This window comes from Enterobacter bugandensis (assembly GCF_900324475.1).
Taxonomy (GTDB): Bacteria; Pseudomonadota; Gammaproteobacteria; order Enterobacterales; family Enterobacteriaceae; genus Enterobacter; species Enterobacter bugandensis.
The window spans coordinates 1,663,194-1,678,654 of sequence record NZ_LT992502.1 but is presented as its reverse complement, the minus strand read 5'-3'; the positions used below and the strand labels follow the sequence as shown (position 1 = coordinate 1,678,654).

Annotated in this window: 12 protein-coding genes; 6 read left to right on the top strand and 6 right to left on the bottom strand. The window is 57.6% G+C overall.

The annotated features are described in order from the left end of the window. Positions 1 to 4 precede the first annotated feature (4 nt). From pqiA to rlmKL, 3 genes are read right to left on the bottom strand one after another with little or no spacing between them, the layout of a single operon-like run. A complete protein-coding gene (pqiA, locus tag DG357_RS08050; protein ID WP_045261707.1) occupies positions 5 to 1,258 on the bottom strand; it encodes a membrane integrity-associated transporter subunit PqiA in 1,254 nt (417 codons plus the stop codon). A 12-nt stretch (positions 1,259 to 1,270) separates the two neighbouring features. Further along, complete coding sequence (locus DG357_RS08045) at positions 1,271 to 3,178, bottom strand: ABC transporter ATP-binding protein (RefSeq protein ID WP_088204952.1); 1,908 nt, start codon at positions 3,176 to 3,178, stop codon at positions 1,271 to 1,273. A 12-nt stretch (positions 3,179 to 3,190) separates the two neighbouring features. Beyond that, positions 3,191 to 5,299 carry a bifunctional 23S rRNA (guanine(2069)-N(7))-methyltransferase RlmK/23S rRNA (guanine(2445)-N(2))-methyltransferase RlmL gene (rlmKL, locus tag DG357_RS08040; RefSeq protein ID WP_088204951.1) on the bottom strand — a complete coding sequence of 703 codons (2,109 nt, stop codon included), beginning with the start codon at positions 5,297 to 5,299 and terminating at the stop codon, positions 3,191 to 3,193. A 98-nt stretch (positions 5,300 to 5,397) separates the two neighbouring features. On the opposite strand from rlmKL, the gene DG357_RS08035 reads away from it, so the two are divergent. Beyond that, positions 5,398 to 6,507 carry a YcbX family protein gene (locus DG357_RS08035; RefSeq protein WP_045261710.1) on the top strand — a complete coding sequence of 370 codons (1,110 nt, stop codon included), beginning with the start codon at positions 5,398 to 5,400 and terminating at the stop codon, positions 6,505 to 6,507. Here the strand turns inward: DG357_RS08035 and zapC are convergent. Together zapC and pyrD are read right to left on the bottom strand one after the other, a co-directional pair. Then, positions 6,504 to 7,046: a cell division protein ZapC gene (zapC, locus tag DG357_RS08030; RefSeq protein ID WP_028012593.1), complete on the bottom strand. Its 543-nt coding sequence runs from the start codon at positions 7,044 to 7,046 to the stop codon at positions 6,504 to 6,506. The two genes, DG357_RS08035 and zapC, sit on opposite strands and share 4 nt — an antisense overlap. 165 nt (positions 7,047 to 7,211) lie before the next feature. Continuing rightward, positions 7,212 to 8,222, bottom strand: coding sequence for a quinone-dependent dihydroorotate dehydrogenase (gene pyrD / locus DG357_RS08025; RefSeq protein WP_045261711.1), 1,011 nt, complete (start codon positions 8,220 to 8,222; stop codon positions 7,212 to 7,214). A gap of 250 nt (positions 8,223 to 8,472) precedes the next feature. Between pyrD and ssuE the strand changes: the two genes are divergently transcribed. From ssuE to ssuB, 5 genes are read left to right on the top strand one after another with little or no spacing between them, the layout of a single operon-like run. Continuing rightward, the gene (ssuE, locus tag DG357_RS08015) at positions 8,473 to 9,048 is read left to right on the top strand and encodes an NADPH-dependent FMN reductase (RefSeq protein WP_088204950.1); all 576 of its coding nucleotides are present in this window, start codon (positions 8,473 to 8,475) and stop codon (positions 9,046 to 9,048) included. Further along, positions 9,041 to 10,003 carry a sulfonate ABC transporter substrate-binding protein gene (locus DG357_RS08010; protein ID WP_088204949.1) on the top strand — a complete coding sequence of 321 codons (963 nt, stop codon included), beginning with the start codon at positions 9,041 to 9,043 and terminating at the stop codon, positions 10,001 to 10,003. The genes ssuE and DG357_RS08010 overlap by 8 nt, the downstream gene beginning before the upstream one ends. Then, the gene (gene ssuD, locus DG357_RS08005; RefSeq protein WP_045330795.1) at positions 10,000 to 11,145 is read left to right on the top strand and encodes an FMNH2-dependent alkanesulfonate monooxygenase; all 1,146 of its coding nucleotides are present in this window, start codon (positions 10,000 to 10,002) and stop codon (positions 11,143 to 11,145) included. The genes DG357_RS08010 and ssuD overlap by 4 nt, the downstream gene beginning before the upstream one ends. Positions 11,146 to 11,154: 9 nt before the next feature. Then, on the top strand, positions 11,155 to 11,946 hold the full coding sequence (ssuC, locus tag DG357_RS08000; RefSeq protein ID WP_047368223.1) for an aliphatic sulfonate ABC transporter permease SsuC: 792 nt from the start codon (positions 11,155 to 11,157) through the stop codon (positions 11,944 to 11,946). Beyond that, the gene (ssuB, locus tag DG357_RS07995; protein WP_088204948.1) at positions 11,943 to 12,713 is read left to right on the top strand and encodes an aliphatic sulfonates ABC transporter ATP-binding protein; all 771 of its coding nucleotides are present in this window, start codon (positions 11,943 to 11,945) and stop codon (positions 12,711 to 12,713) included. Before ssuC ends, ssuB begins: the two co-directional genes overlap by 4 nt. Before the next feature lie 87 nt (positions 12,714 to 12,800). On the opposite strand, the gene pepN is transcribed toward ssuB, so the two are convergent. Beyond that, positions 12,801 to 15,413, bottom strand: coding sequence for an aminopeptidase N (gene pepN, locus DG357_RS07990; protein WP_048960456.1), 2,613 nt, complete (start codon positions 15,411 to 15,413; stop codon positions 12,801 to 12,803). Between the last annotated feature and the right edge of the window lie 48 nt (positions 15,414 to 15,461).

Genomic DNA, 15,461 nt, shown 5'->3' with positions numbered 1-15,461 from the left:
GCTCTTACTCTTCCTCATGGCTTGATTCAGGCTCACGATCCCACGATAAACGAGGGTCGAAGGTCATGGCCGCAAACATGGTCATAATCACCACCAGTGCAAACATTAAAGCCCCCATCGCGGGATAAATACTCATCAAACCGCCCATCCGCACCAGCGCAGAGAGAACGGCAATCACAAACACGTCGATCATTGACCAACGACCGACAAATTCGACCACTTCGTAAATCAGATGCATGCGTTCACTGTCGCGTTTTCCGTGGCCTTTTGCATCCCAACAGAGCCAGGCAATGGCGATCATTTTTAAAGTGGGCACCATGATACTGGCGATGAAAATCACGCCGGCGACAGGATAGGATCCTTCGCTCCACAGCAGTATGACCCCGGCGAGGATCGTCGAGGGCATTTTATCGCCGAGCAAATCGGTGATCATAATCGGCAGAATATTAGCGGGCAGATACAGCATGACGGACGTGACCAGCAGTGCCATCGTCCACTGCAGGCTATTTTTACGGCGAACATGGCCCTTCGTTTCGCAGCGCGGACAAACCTCAAGATCGGCGGGCAGCACGGCGGTACAGCACGGACAAGAACGGAGCCCCTGGCGGATACCCGGCACGCCGACCTTCACCGTCTGCGCGAGCGTCGGAGCCGGGGCGATATCGTCCCAGGCCCAGCGCCTGTCCACGCACTGGAAAGCACGCAGCTGCAGGACACAGTACAGACACCAGGGAATAAAGCTGCTGCCTATCCCCACGTCGCCGTACGCCATCAGCTTCACGAAACTGACCAGTATCCCTGCGAGAAAGATCTCGGCCATCCCCCAGCTTTTGAGCTGAAAAAGGATGCGCGCGAGCCGGATTTTCAGCGGTGACGGCATCCTGACGCGGTTAACCAGCAGCAGGATGATGACCAGGCAAAACGCCGGGACTATCTGGACGAATAGCAGAAAAAAGGTGCCGAGGCTGGCGTAATCTTCCGAGAACATCACGCCCGGGATTTCAAGCAGATCCACCTGGCTTGTCATCCCGCCCACCTTCATATAGACGAAGGGGAAGAGATTGGAGAGCAGCAGCATGAACAGTGCTGCCAGCGCGTAAGCGGTGGGACGCTGCCGCGGCGCGTCCCACTCGGTTGTCAACGTCGCGCCACAGCGTGGACACTGGGCTTTATGTCCGTGACCAAGCTCTGGCAACGCCACGAGCATATCGCATTGCGAGCATAATATATGCCTGTCGGCATGGTGCTGGTCACACATATTTAATCCCTGTTATGCGCCGTTTTTCAGAGACTCAAGGTACTCCCAGCGCTCAAATGCTTCTTCCAGGGCTTTTTCAGCCGCGGACATTTCAGCCAGTACTTTCTGAGTATAGTCATGCGATTGGGTAAAGAATGAGGCATCAGCAACCTGCGCTTGCAGCTCCTCAAGCGCGGCCTCCAGCTCTTCAAGACGCTGAGGTAGCCCCTCCAGTTCGCGCTGCAGGTTATAGCTTAGTTTAGCCGAGGTTTTCTTGACAGTTTCTGCTTTTGTTACAGCAGGTTCAGAACTTGTTCTGGACTTCGACTGTTTCTGCGCCAGAGACTGCGACTGCTGCCCTTTTGCGTCGTGATAACCGCCCACGTACTGGCCAATTCGCCCTTCACCTTCGAAGATCCAGCACTCGGTCACGGTGTTATCCACGAACTGACGATCGTGGCTAACCAGCATCACGGTTCCCTGATACCCATCGATCAGCTCTTCGAGTAATTCCAGCGTTTCGACATCCAAATCGTTCGTCGGTTCATCGAGGATCAACAGATTACTTGGCTTCAGGAACAGACGGGCCAGCAGAAGACGGTTACGCTCCCCGCCGGACAGCGCGCGCACCGGTGTCATGGCGCGTTTCGGGTGGAACAGGAAGTCCTGCAGGTAGCCCAGAACGTGACGCGGCTTGCCGTTTACCATCACTTCCTGTTTACCTTCGGCGAGGTTGTCCATCACCGTGCGGTCCGGATCCAGCTCCGCGCGGTGCTGATCGAAGTAGGCCACTTCCAGCTTGGTGCCACAGTGAATGCGGCCGCTGTCGGCCTGCAGTTGGCCCAGCATCAGCTTCAGCAGCGTGGTTTTGCCGCAGCCGTTCGGGCCGATGAGCGCAATTTTGTCCCCGCGCTGAACCTGCGCAGAGAAATCTTTCACCAGCACCTTGCCGTCAACCTGGTAGTTAACGTTTTCCATTTCGAAGACAATCTTGCCGGAACGGGACGCCTCTTCCACCTGCATTTTGGCGCTGCCCATGACTTCGCGGCGCTCGCTGCGCTCGCGACGCATCGCCTTCAGGGCACGCACGCGGCCTTCGTTACGGGTACGGCGGGCTTTGATGCCCTGGCGGATCCAGACTTCCTCCTGCGCCAGCTTGCGGTCGAACTCGGCGTTCTGCAGCTCTTCCACGCGCAGGTTTTCTTCTTTCTCCAGCAGATAGGTGTCGTAATCGCCGGGATAGGTGACCAGCTTGCCGCGGTCGAGATCGACAATGCGCGTCGCCATATTGCGAATAAACGAACGGTCGTGCGAGATGAAGATGATGGTGCCGCTGAAGGTTTTCAGGAACCCTTCCAGCCAGTCAATCGCTTCGATGTCCAGGTGGTTCGTTGGTTCGTCCAGCAGCAGTACCTTAGGGCCGCTGACCAGCGCGCGCCCCAGCGCCGCTTTACGCAGCCAGCCGCCGGAGAGCGCCGACAGCTCCATGTCGGGTTCCAGCCCGAGCTGCGCCAGCACCTCGTTAATGCGGTTTTCCAGCTGCCACAAACCGTGGTGATCGAGCATCTCCTGCACTTTCGCCAGTTCGTTGAGATTCTTGTCGCTCGGGTCGGTCATCACCAGATGCGAAATCTCGTGATAGCGCTTCAGGTACTCCGCCTGCTCGGAGATGCCTTCCGCCACGAAATCGTACACGCTGCCGATCACATGACGCGGCGGATCCTGCTGGAGGCGGGAGACGATCAGATCCTGCTCGTATACGATGCGGCCGTCATCCAGCCCCTGCTCGCGGTTGAGGATTTTCATCAGCGTGGATTTACCCGCGCCGTTACGGCCCACCAGACAGACGCGCTCGTTATCTTCGATATGCAGTTCCGCATTATCGAGAAGCGGTGAGTCGCTGAAAGAGAGCCACGCGCCGTGCATACTAATTAATGACATTTATTTTTCCTTTCAGACCGCGGTAATCAACCAGCAGTTATGAATTTGACGGTTACGGGCGAAGTCCTGAGACAGCGTTTTTTGACTGATTTCTTGTGCTTTCAGTCCCAGGGCTGCCAGGCCGTCATGATCCATACGGAAGCCGCGTTTGTTGTTCGAGAACATAATGGTGCCGCCTTTGCGCAGCAGGCGCTTCAGGTCGGTCATCAGGCGCAGGTGATCGCGTTGAACGTCAAAGCTATCCTCCATGCGCTTGGAGTTAGAGAAGGTCGGCGGATCGATAAAGATCAGGTCGAACTGCTCGTCGGTATCGCGCAGCCAGCCCAGCACGTCGGCCTGCATCAGGCGATGCTGACGTCCGGTTAAGCCGTTCAGACGCAGGTTACGCTCGGCCCACTCCAGATAGGTGCGGGACATATCCACCGTGGTAGTGCTGCGCGCGCCGCCGAGACCGGCATGCACGCTGGCGCTGCCGGTGTAGGAAAACAGGTTGAGGAAATCTTTGCCCTTGCTCATCTGGCCGAGCATGCGGCGGGCAATGCGGTGGTCGAGGAACAGGCCGGTATCAAGATAGTCGGTCAGGTTCACCCACAGGCGAGCGTTGTATTCGCCCACTTCGATAAAATCGCCCTTTTCGCCCATCTTCTGGTACTGGTTTTTACCCTTCTGACGCTCGCGGGTTTTCAGCACCAGCTTGTTCGGCGCAATCCCCAGCACGGCAATGGTGGCCGCAATGACGTCCAGCATGCGCTGGCGCGCTTTTTGCGCATCGATGGTTTTCGGCGGAGCATATTCCTGAATCACCACCCAGTCCGCATAGCGGTCAACCGCTACGTTGTACTCCGGCAGGTCGGCATCGTACAGGCGATAGCACTCGATCCCTTCCTGCTTCGCCCATTTTTCAAATTTCTTCAGGTTTTTGCGCAGGCGGTTGGCGTAATCATCTGCCACGCCGGTTGGCTTGCTGTCCGCCGCTTTCTCTGCCAGATGATAGTTTTTCTGCACGCAGTCCAGCGGGCCGTTTTTCGCTTTAAACTGGCGATCGGCTCGCAGCTGCAGGCAGCTCAGCAGCTCCGGCGAGGCGCTGAACAGAGACAGGTTCCAGCCGCCGAAGTAGTCCTTCATATTGCGGCCCAGCAGGCTGTGCAGGGCAATCAGCGCAGGCTCGCTGTCCAGACGCTCGCCGTATGGCGGGTTGCTGATTACGGTCCCGTACGGGCCCTTCGGCAGCGGGTTGGTCAGGTTCGCTACGTCTTTCACCTCGAAGGTGACCAGCTCGCCGATACCGGCGCGACGGGCGTTGCTGCGCGCGCGTTCTATTACGCGCGGGTCGCTATCCGAACCGTAAAAGTGAGAGGTATACTCCGCCAGGCCCTTACGCGCGCGGGTCTGCGCGTCGTCTTTAACCTCTTTCCAGAGCGCTTCGTCGTGCTGCGCCCAGCCTTTGAAGCCCCAGTGGCCGCGGTGCAGCCCCGGCGCACGGTCGGTTGCCAGCATTGCGGCCTCAATCAGCAGCGTACCGGAGCCACACATTGGGTCGAGCAGCGGCGTGCCCGGTTGCCAGCCGGAGCGCATCACGATGGCGGCGGCCAGGGTTTCTTTGATCGGTGCCATACCGGTGCGATCGCGGTAGCCACGCAGGTGCAGACCCGCGCCGCTCAGATCGAGGGAGATGCTCGCCGTGTCGCCGTTCAGCCAGACGTTGATACGCAGGTCCGGGTTTTCGCGATCGACGTTCGGACGTTCCTTATTTTTACGCGTGAAGCAGTCCACAATGGCGTCTTTTACGCGCAGGGCGCCGTACTGGCTGTTGCGGATCTCGTCGTTCACGCCGTTGAAATGCACCGCGAAGGTGGCGTTAGGCGTGAAGATCTCTGTCCAGTCGATCATCTGTACGCCGGTGTAGAGATCCAGGTCGCTATAGACCTTGCATTCCTTCATCGGCAGCATGATGCGCGACGCCAGACGGCTCCACATCAGGCTCTGGTAAATAAGCCGCGTGTCGCCCTCAAAATGGACACCACCCTGAACCACCTGGCACTCTTGCGCGCCCAGGGCTTCCAGTTCAGTTTTTAACAGCTCTTCCAGCCCACGGGCCGTACTGGCAAACAGAGAATTCATATCGTCACTTTTACTCTTAGAAAATTGTCGCGCATTATAGCTAATATGGCGTGTATGTCATAAAGTTGAAGGCTTATTTTCATTCGAGGGAGTGTGCAGTGGCGACGTTATCCAGGCTTTTTATTCATCCGGTGAAATCCATGCGCGGCATCGGCGTCACTCACGCGCTGGCAGACATGAGCGGGTTCGCCTTCGATCGTATTTTTATGGTCACCGAGCCTGACGGTACGTTTATCACCGCACGCCAGTTCCCTCAGATGGTTCGCTTTACCCCTTCCCCGCTTCACGACGGTTTGCACCTTACCGCGCCGGACGGTTCCAGCGCGGTGATTCGCTTTGCGGATTTTGCGGCTGTCGACGCGCCAACGGAAGTATGGGGCAACCATTTTACCGCACGCATCGCGCCGGATGAAATTAACCGCTGGCTGAGCGGCTTCTTCTCCCGCGACGTGCAGCTGCGGTGGGTTGGGCCGGAACTGACGCGTCGCGTAAAGCGCCACGACGCCGTTCCCCTCTCCTTCGCGGATGGCTTCCCGTTCCTGCTCACCAACGAAGCCTCTCTGCGTGATTTACAGAATCGCTGTAAAGCCAGCGTACAGATGGAACAGTTCCGCCCGAATCTGGTCGTGACCGGAGCGGACGCCTGGGATGAAGATACCTGGAAAGTCATCCGCATCGGCAGCGTCATCTTTGATGTCGTCAAACCCTGCAGCCGCTGCATTTTCACCACGGTAAGCCCTGAGAAAGGCCAAAAGCATCCTTCCGGCGAGCCGCTGAAAACGCTGCAATCGTTCCGTACCGCGCAGGATAACGGCGATGTCGATTTCGGCCAGAACCTGATCCCGCGATCCAGCGGCGCAATCCGCGTAGGTGATGAGGTTGAAATTCTCGCCCGCGGGCCGGCGCGAGTGTACGGCTCAGGCCAGGAAGAAGAAATGGTCGAGGTTGAGACGAATGTCGCCACTGCGGTAGATATTCACTGGCAGGGCAAGGTTATTCGTGGCAATAATCAGCAGGTTTTACTGGAGCAGCTGGAGCAAGCCGGTATTCGCGTACCGTATTCCTGCCGCGCGGGAATTTGCGGATGCTGCCGCATCAAGCTGCTGGAGGGAGAAGTGAGTGCGCTGAAAAAATCTGCAATTGGAAATGACGGCACAATCCTGTGCTGTAGCTGCGTACCGAAAACGTCGGTACAACTGGAAGCTTAAACCGCTTGTTCGAGGCTGAAGGCATCGACGCGCAGCTGTGGTTTCAGCCTGTCATTCATGACTTTGATCGCATCACCTAACTGCATTACGCGCCCGGCAATCGTTACGCCGGGCTGCGCCAGCAGACAGAGTGCGGCGTTTTCGCCCGGTTCAACCACTAACAAACTCACCTCTTCGGCGGTATCGCTCAGGTTAACGCTGGCCGCATCGCCCGTTGCTGGCGTCCAGTCCATGCCATGAGGCAGGAAATGCCAGCTTTTCGGCATTTGCGGTTTCAGGAAACGGATAGCCACCAGCGCATTTAATACCAGTTCGGCACGCTGCTCTTTAGAGAGCATCAGGTCGCGGCATTTTTCTTCAAAGGAGAAATAAAGCGCCGCATCGTCAACGCAAAAGCCCGATGGAGAAAACGCGTCCGGGGTTAACATTCGGCGGGCAAAACGAGAACGAAACAACATGCCATTGGCTAAATCGAGCATCATACGGTCATGCTCGTCGCAAAAATACCAGCGCCAGTTATCGTCAGGTTTAATTCGCATGTGTCTCTCCCGTCCCCAAACGTCCTGTACTAAAAATGTCCTGTTCGCCGCTTCGTTTATAACACTAGTAATAAAAGACGATAATGTCTAAATAAGCAACAGTGACGGAATATAAAACAACCAGGGCTGGAAATAAAGCCCTGGTTGTCTGATTAAGAAAAAAGATTAGATATGCGTAACGATTTCTTTAATCAAAGGCGGGCCTTTAAAAATAAAGCCGGAATAGATTTGCACCAGTGACGCACCGGCCGCCATCTTCTCGCGCGCAGCAATCACCGAGTCGATACCGCCGACGCCAATAATCGGTAAACGGCCTTTTAATTCCGCAGACAGCGCGCGAATAATTTCGGTGCTTTTTAATTGTACCGGACGGCCACTTAACCCACCCGCTTCGTCACAGTTTTTCATTCCCTGAACGAGCGAACGATCGAGCGTGGTATTCGTTGCAATCACCCCGTCAATATTATGGCGAACCAAACTGTCGGCAACCTGGATCAATTCTTCGACAGAAAGATCCGGCGCGATCTTCACCGCGACCGGAACATATTTATGGTGGATCGCCTGGAGTTCATTTTGTTTATTTTTAATGGCACTCAGAAGATCGTCCAGCGCTTCGCCATATTGTAAGGAGCGCAGCCCCGGGGTATTGGGCGAGGAAATATTCACCGCGATATACCCGGCATAGGCGTAGACTTTTTCCATACAAATCAGGTAGTCATCTTTACCCTGCTCAACCGGCGTATCTTTATTCTTGCCAATATTGATGCCTAACACCCCATCAAAATGGGCTTTCTTCACGTTCTCTACCAAATGATCAACGCCGAGGTTATTAAAGCCCATGCGGTTGATCAACCCTTCGGCTTCGACCAGGCGGAACAGGCGCGGCTTGTCATTTCCCGGCTGCGGGCGCGGCGTGACGGTACCAATTTCGATGGAGCCAAAGCCCATCGCACCCAGGGCATCAATGCACTCGCCATTTTTGTCCAGACCGGCCGCCAGACCCAATGGATTTTTAAAGGTCAGCCCCATGCATTGCACAGGCTTTTCCGGCACGTTTTGACGCACCAGGGCCGCCAGAGGCGTTCCTGTAATACGACGTAATTGCTGGAATGTAAATTCATGAGCGCGCTCGGGGTCGAGCTGGAAAAGGGCTTTACGAACGAAGGGGTAGTACATGAACTCTCCTGGATTCCCGGTGTGCAAACCGGGAGGGGATTATGGGCGATCCCGTCACGAAAGGGAATTGACCTGCGGCAAAAAAATCGGCGTAAAACGCAATCGTTTACCTCCCCCCTCTCTTTCTTATGCAGTTTTTCGCAGTTTAATTGCGGATAAATCATTTAGTGGAATAACCGCGCGGTGTCACACTCCTGAAAATTGTTATGAATGTTAGATAAAAGCAAACAATTAGTTATAAGGAGGAAGTATGCGCGTCATTACCCTGGCCGGAAGTCCACGATTCCCTTCGCGTTCCAGCGCCCTGCTGGAATATGCCCGCGACAAGCTCAATGCCCTGGACGTGGAAGTGTGCCACTGGAATCTGCATAACTTCGAACCTGAAGATTTGCTGTATGCCCGCTTCGACAGCCCCGCGCTGAAAACCCTCACTGAGCAGCTCAAGGAAGCGGACGGCCTCATCGTTGCGACCCCGATTTATAAAGCCTCTTTTTCGGGCGCGCTGAAAACGCTGCTCGATCTTCTCCCCGAGCGCGCACTGGACGGCAAAGTAGTTCTGCCGCTGGCAACGGGCGGCACGGTGGCCCATTTACTGGCGGTAGATTACGCCCTGAAGCCGGTGCTGAACGCCCTGAAGGCGCAGGAGATCCTTCACGGCGTTTTCGCGGATGATTCGCAGGTCATTGACTACCAGCATAAGCCGCACTTCACGCCGAATCTGCAAACGCGCCTTGATGCCTCGCTGGAAACTTTCTGGCACGCGCTGCATCGCCGGGATATCCAGGTTCCTTCTTTTAATCCGCTGCAGGGAGTCGCACATGTTTAAAACCTTAACCCGCCTCGGACTGGCTGGCCTGATGGCGTTTACCGCGCTGGCACATGCCGCAGAAACCGCACCGGACAGTTTACGGATTGGCTACCAAAAAGGCAGCGTCAGTATGGTGCTGGCAAAAAGCCACCAACTGCTGGAAAAACGCTTCCCGGACACCAAATTCTCATGGGTGGAATTCCCGGCAGGGCCGCAGATGCTTGAAGCCCTGAACGTCGGCAGTATCGATCTGGGCAGTACGGGCGACATCCCGCCTATTTTCGCTCAGGCTGCCGGGGCAGACCTGGTATACGTCGGTGTAGAACCCGCTAAGCCGAAAGCCGAAGTCATCCTGGTACTTGAAAACAGTGACATTAAAAGCGTCTCCGACCTTAAAGGGCGTAAGGTCGCTTTCCAGAAAGGTTCCAGCTCGCACAACCTGCTGCTGCGCGCCTTACAGGAAGCCGGGCTCAAGTTCACCGACATTCAGCCCGTTTACCTGACGCCCGCCGACGCGCGCGCCGCGTTCCAGCAGAAGAACGTTGATGCCTGGGCTATCTGGGATCCGTACTACTCTGCGGCATTACTGCAGGGTGGCGTACGGGTGCTGAAAGACGGTACCACGCTGAAGCAAACCGGTTCGTTCTACCTCGCCTCACGCCCTTACGCCGAAAAAAACGGCGCGTTTATTCAGGGCGTACTGGATACCTTTACGCAGGCAGATGCCCTGACCCAGAGTCAGCGTCAGGCGAGCATCGCCCTGCTGGCAAAAACCATGGGCTTACCTGAGCCGGTGATCGCGAGCTACCTCAGCCACCGTCCGCCCACCACCATTGCGCCTGTCGACGCGCACGTCGCCGCGCTTCAGCAACAGACTGCTGACCTCTTCTATCAAAACCGCCTGGTACCAAAACAGGTCGATATTCGCGAACGCATCTGGCAGCCCGCTGGCAAAGAAGGAGCTAAATCATGAGTCTGAATCTTTTCTGGTTTTTACCCACCCACGGTGATGGACACTATCTTGGTACAGAAGAGGGCTCGCGCCCGGTTGACCATGGCTATCTTCAGCAGATTGCCCAGGCGGCGGACCGAATCGGTTTTACCGGCGTGCTGATCCCGACCGGACGCTCGTGCGAGGATGCCTGGCTGGTGGCCGCGTCGATGATCCCGGTCACCCAGCGCCTTAAATTCCTGGTTGCATTGCGCCCGAGCGTCGTTTCACCCACCGTGGCGGCGCGTCAGGCAGCAACGCTGGACAGGCTCTCCAACGGCCGCGCTCTGTTTAACCTGGTGACGGGCAGCGATCCGCAGGAGCTGGCGGGTGACGGCGTGTTCCTCGACCATACCGAGCGCTATGAAGCCTCCGCCGAATTTACCCGCGTCTGGCGACGCCTGCTGGAAGGCGAAACCGTCACCTTTGAAGGTAAGCATATTCACGTTCGCGACGCGAAGCTCTACTTCCCGCCGGTGCAGCAGCCGCGCCCTCCGCTCTATTTTGGCGGATCGTCGGATGTGGCCCAGGATCTGGCCGCCGAGCAGGTCGATCTCTATCTGACCTGGGGCGAGCCGCCCGAGCTGGTGAAAGAGAAAATTGCCCAGGTCCGCGCCAAAGCCGCCGCCCATGGCCGCAAAGTGCGCTTCGGGATTCGCCTGCACGTGATTGTGCGCGAAACCAATGAAGAAGCCTGGCAGGCCGCAGACCGCCTGATTTCCCATCTGGACGACGAGACCATCGCAAAGGCGCAGGCTGCGTTTGCCAAAACCGACTCCGTCGGACAGCACCGGATGGCCTCCCTGCACAACGGCAAGCGCGAGAATCTGGAGATCAGCCCGAACCTGTGGGCAGGCGTCGGCCTGGTGCGCGGCGGTGCGGGCACGGCGCTGGTGGGCGACGGGCCGACCGTGGCCGCGCGCATCAATGAATACGCCGAGCTGGGCATCGACAGCTTCATTCTCTCCGGTTACCCGCACCTGGAAGAGGCGTACAAGGTGGGCGAACTGCTGTTCCCGCACCTGGATGTCGCCATTCCGGAGGTTCCGCAGCCGCAGCGGCTCCAGCTGCAGGGCGAAGCCGTGGCGAACGAATTCATTCCCCGTAAAGCCGCACAGAGCTAAGGAGTGACCATGTCTGCCACCTCACAAAAATGGCTGCTGCGCGCCGCGCCGTGGTTTTTACCCGTCGGCATTGTGGCGCTCTGGCAGCTCGCATCGTCTACCGGCTGGCTGTCGAGCCGCATTTTGCCCTCTCCGGAGGGCGTTATCGAAGCGTTCTGGTCGCTGAGCGTCAGCGGAGAGCTGTGGCAACATCTGGCGATCAGCTCCTGGCGCGCGGTGATTGGGTTTTCCATCGGCGGCAGCATCGGTCTGGTGCTGGGTCTGATCAGCGGCCTTTCACGCTGGGGGGAAAGGCTGCTGGATACCTCCATCCAGATGCTGCGCAACGTGCCGCATCTGGCGCTGATCCCGCTGGTCATTTTGTGGTTTGGGATCGATGAGAGCGCCAAAATCTTCCTCGTGGCGCTGGGCACGCTGTTCCCGATATACATCAACACCTGGCACGGCATCCGCAATATCGATCGCGGTCTGGTGGAGATGGCGCGCAGCTACGGCTTATCGGGTTTTTCCCTCTTTGCTCACGTGATTCTGCCGGGCGCCCTGCCCTCCATTATGGTCGGGGTGCGCTTTGCGCTCGGCCTGATGTGGCTGACGCTGATTGTGGCGGAAACCATCTCAGCCAACTCCGGTATTGGCTACCTGGCGATGAACGCCCGCGAATTCCTGCAAACGGACGTGGTGGTGGTCGCCATCATTCTGTATGCACTGCTCGGCAAACTCGCCGACGTCAGCGCACAGTGGCTGGAGCGCAGCTGGCTGCGCTGGAACCCGGCCTATACCCTTCAGGAGGCGAAAGCATGAATACCGCACGACTAAATCTGGGCACGCCGCTGCTGCTGAACGGCGTAACCAAACGCTACGGCGAAAACACCATCCTTAACGGGCTGGATCTGCACATTCCCGCCGGCCAGTTTGTGGCTGTAGTCGGGCGCAGCGGCGGCGGGAAAAGCACACTCCTGCGTCTTTTAGCCGGGCTGGAGGCCCCCAACGGTGGAGAGATTCTGGCAGGAACCACGCCGCTGGCCAATATTCAGGACGATACGCGCATGATGTTTCAGGATGCGCGCCTGCTGCCGTGGAAAACGGTGATTGATAACGTCGGGCTGGGGCTCAAAGGCAACTGGCGGGATGAAGCCCGTCAGGCGCTGGCCGCCGTCGGGCTGGAAAACCGTGCAGGTGAATGGCCTGCGGCGCTGTCGGGCGGCCAGAAGCAGCGCGTGGCGCTGGCGCGAGCGTTGATTCACCGTCCCGGCCTGCTGCTGCTTGATGAGCCGCTCGGCGCTCTTGATGCCCTGACGCGGATAGAAATGCAGGATCTGATTGAATCCCTCTGGCAGGCGCACGGCTTTACGGTACTGCTGGTGACGCATGACGTGAGCGAAGCCGTGGCGATGGCGGACCGGGTATTGCTTATAGAAAACGGGAAAATCGGTTTGGATCTGACGGTGGACATCCCGCGCCCTCGTCGCGTGGGCTCGGCGAGACTGGCGGAGCTGGAAGCCGAAGTGCTGAATCGGGTGATGAAACGTGGGGAAGCGGAGATTCAGCGGATAAAGGCCAATGCCTGATGCCCTCTCCCACAGGGAGAGGGAGAAAACCGATGCCCCGCGCCCCCACGTAGGCCCGGTTAGCGTAGCGCCACCGGGCTTTTTACATCAGGCCAGCGCCTTAGCAATCTTCTCGTACAGATCGCCAGACAGATTTTCCAGCCCTTTCAGCTGCTCAAGCGCGGCGCGCATCTTCGCCTGGCGCTGCGCATCATAGCGTTTCAGGCGGATCAGCGGCTCAATCAGACGTGATGCAACCTGCGGGTTACGGCTGTTCAGCTCGGTGAGCATTTCCACCATAAACTGGTATCCGCTGCCGTCTTCGGCGTGGAACGCGGCCGGGTTACTGCTGGCAAATGCGCCAATCAGCGAGCGAACGCGGTTCGGGTTGCTCATGGTGAACGAACGGTGCTTCAGCAGGCTGCGAACTTTGCTAAGCGCATCGGCCGCCGGGCTGGTCGCCTGCAGAATAAACCACTTGTCCATCACCAGACCATCCTGGTGCCACTTGTCGTCATACTCCTGCATCAGCGCATCGCGGCACGGCAGTTCAGCGGCAACGCTTGCTGCCAGGGCCGCGAGCGCATCAGTCATGTTATCCGCTTCGTGATACTGCTTGCTCACCAGCGCGTTCGCCAGTTCGGCCTCACCAAACGCAAGATAGCGCAGGCAGGTATTGCGCAGGGTACGCTTGCCGATATCCGCATGCTCCACGCGATACGCGTCAAGCTTGTTAGCGTTGTAGAGCGCCAGGAATTCATCCGCCAGTTCGGTCGCCAGCGTGCGGGTCAGCGCTTCGCGCACCGCCACGATGGCAATCGGGTCGATGATGTCGAACAGCTCCGCAATTTCAGTCGCGGACGGCAGCGTCAGAATTTCAGCCGCCAGCGCCGGGTCAATCTTCTCGTCCAGCAGGATAGCGCGGAACGCGTCTGCCACATGCACCGGCAGCGTCAGCGGCTGGCCCTGCTGGTAGCGGTTCACGTTAAGCTTGATGTAGGTTGCCAGCAGGCTCTGCGCCGCGTCCCAGCGGGAGAAATCGTTGCGGGCGTGACGCATCAGGAACGTCAGCTGCTGGTCGCTCCACTTGTACTCCAGCTTCACCGGCGCGGAGAACTCGCACAGCAGCGCAGGCACCGGCTGGAAGTAGACGTTATCGAAGATAAAGGTCTGCTCTGCCTGGGTCACGTTCAGCACGTGGTGCACCGGGTGGCCGCCCTTCTGTAGCGGGATAACGTTGCCTTCGTTGTCGTACAGCTCAATGCTGAACGGAATGTGCAGCGGATATTTTTCTTCCTGCTCCGCGGTTGGCGGCGTGCGCTGGCTGATGGTCAGAGTGTACTGCTCGGTTTCCGGGTTGTAGTCGTCCTTAACGGTGACAATCGGGGTCCCGGCCTGGCTGTACCAGCGGCGGAAGTGAGAAAGATCAACGTTAGACGCGTCTTCCATCGCCTGCACAAAGTCGTCGCAGGTAGCCGCGCTGCCGTCGTGACGTTCGAAGTAAAGCTGCATCCCTTTCTGGAAATTCTCTTCACCCAGCAGGGTGTGGATCATGCGGATAATTTCAGCGCCCTTCTCGTACACCGTCAGGGTGTAAAAGTTATTCATCTCAATGACTTTATCCGGACGGATCGGGTGCGCCATTGGGCTGGCATCTTCCGCAAACTGCAGGCCGCGCATGGTGCGCACGTTGTTGATGCGGTTGACCGCCCGCGAGCCCAGATCGGAGCTGAACTCCTGATCGCGGAAGACGGTCAGCCCCTCTTTCAGGCTCAGCTGGAACCAGTCGCGGCAGGTGACGCGGTTACCGGTCCAGTTATGGAAATACTCGTGGCCGATAACGCGTTCGATATCGAGGTAGTCTTTATCGGTGGCGGTATCGGTACGCGCCAGCACGTACTTGGAGTTAAAGATGTTAAGGCCTTTATTCTCCATCGCGCCCATGTTGAAGAAGTCGACGGCGACGATCATATAGATGTCGAGATCGTATTCGAGGCCGAAACGCTCTTCATCCCACTTCATGGAGTTAATGAGTGAAGTCATCGCCCACGGCGCGCGGTCAAGGTTGCCGCGGTCAACGAACAGCTCCAGCGCCACTTCGCGGCCAGAGCGGGTTTTGAAGGTATCGCGCAGCACGTCGAAATCACCCGCCACCAGCGCAAACAGGTAGCACGGTTTCGGGAACGGATCCTGCCACTGCACCCAGTGACGGCCATTTTCCAGCTCGCCCTCACCCACGCGGTTACCGTTGGAGAGCAGGAACGGATAGAGGGTTTTATCGGCAATGATTTTGGTGGTAAAGCGCGCCAGCACGTCCGGGCGGTCCAGGTACCAGGTAATGTGGCGGAAGCCTTCGGCTTCACACTGGGTACACAGGGCCACGCCTGACTGGTAGAGCCCTTCCAGCGCCGTGTTGGCGGCAGGGCTGATTTCATTCACGATGCGCAGCGTAAAGCGTTCCGGCAGGTTGTCGATGACCAGCTGGTTGCCTTCTTCTTTATAATCTGACCAGGCTTCATCGTTAATGTGCAGGGAGACCAGCGTCAGGTCTTCGCCATCCAGACGCAGCGGTACGGCAGTCGCGCTGTGGCGCGTCACCTGGCTTACCGCAGTTACAACGGTTTTTGTGGCATCCAGGTCAAAAGTCAGGTCGATATCGCTAATCAGGTATTCCGGCGCACGGTAGTCGTGGCGGTATTTGGCTTGTGGCTGTTGTGTCATAGAAAACCTTATGCATCGTTTGTCGAGTAACGTTTCAATATATTCCTG

What these genes read in the sequence shown, in the direction of transcription:
- pqiA (WP_045261707.1), bottom strand. Translation starts at nt 1,258, where the DNA reads ATGTGTGACCAGCACCATGCCGACAGGCATATATTATGCTCGCAATGC.
- DG357_RS08045 (WP_088204952.1), bottom strand. Translation starts at nt 3,178, where the DNA reads ATGTCATTAATTAGTATGCACGGCGCGTGGCTCTCTTTCAGCGACTCA.
- rlmKL (WP_088204951.1), bottom strand. Translation starts at nt 5,299, where the DNA reads ATGAATTCTCTGTTTGCCAGTACGGCCCGTGGGCTGGAAGAGCTGTTA.
- zapC (WP_028012593.1), bottom strand. Translation starts at nt 7,046, where the DNA reads ATGCGAATTAAACCTGACGATAACTGGCGCTGGTATTTTTGCGACGAG.
- pyrD (WP_045261711.1), bottom strand. Translation starts at nt 8,222, where the DNA reads ATGTACTACCCCTTCGTTCGTAAAGCCCTTTTCCAGCTCGACCCCGAG.
- ssuE (WP_088204950.1), top strand. Translation starts at nt 8,473, where the DNA reads ATGCGCGTCATTACCCTGGCCGGAAGTCCACGATTCCCTTCGCGTTCC.
- DG357_RS08010 (WP_088204949.1), top strand. Translation starts at nt 9,041, where the DNA reads ATGTTTAAAACCTTAACCCGCCTCGGACTGGCTGGCCTGATGGCGTTT.
- ssuD (WP_045330795.1), top strand. Translation starts at nt 10,000, where the DNA reads ATGAGTCTGAATCTTTTCTGGTTTTTACCCACCCACGGTGATGGACAC.
- ssuC (WP_047368223.1), top strand. Translation starts at nt 11,155, where the DNA reads ATGTCTGCCACCTCACAAAAATGGCTGCTGCGCGCCGCGCCGTGGTTT.
- ssuB (WP_088204948.1), top strand. Translation starts at nt 11,943, where the DNA reads ATGAATACCGCACGACTAAATCTGGGCACGCCGCTGCTGCTGAACGGC.
- pepN (WP_048960456.1), bottom strand. Translation starts at nt 15,413, where the DNA reads ATGACACAACAGCCACAAGCCAAATACCGCCACGACTACCGTGCGCCG.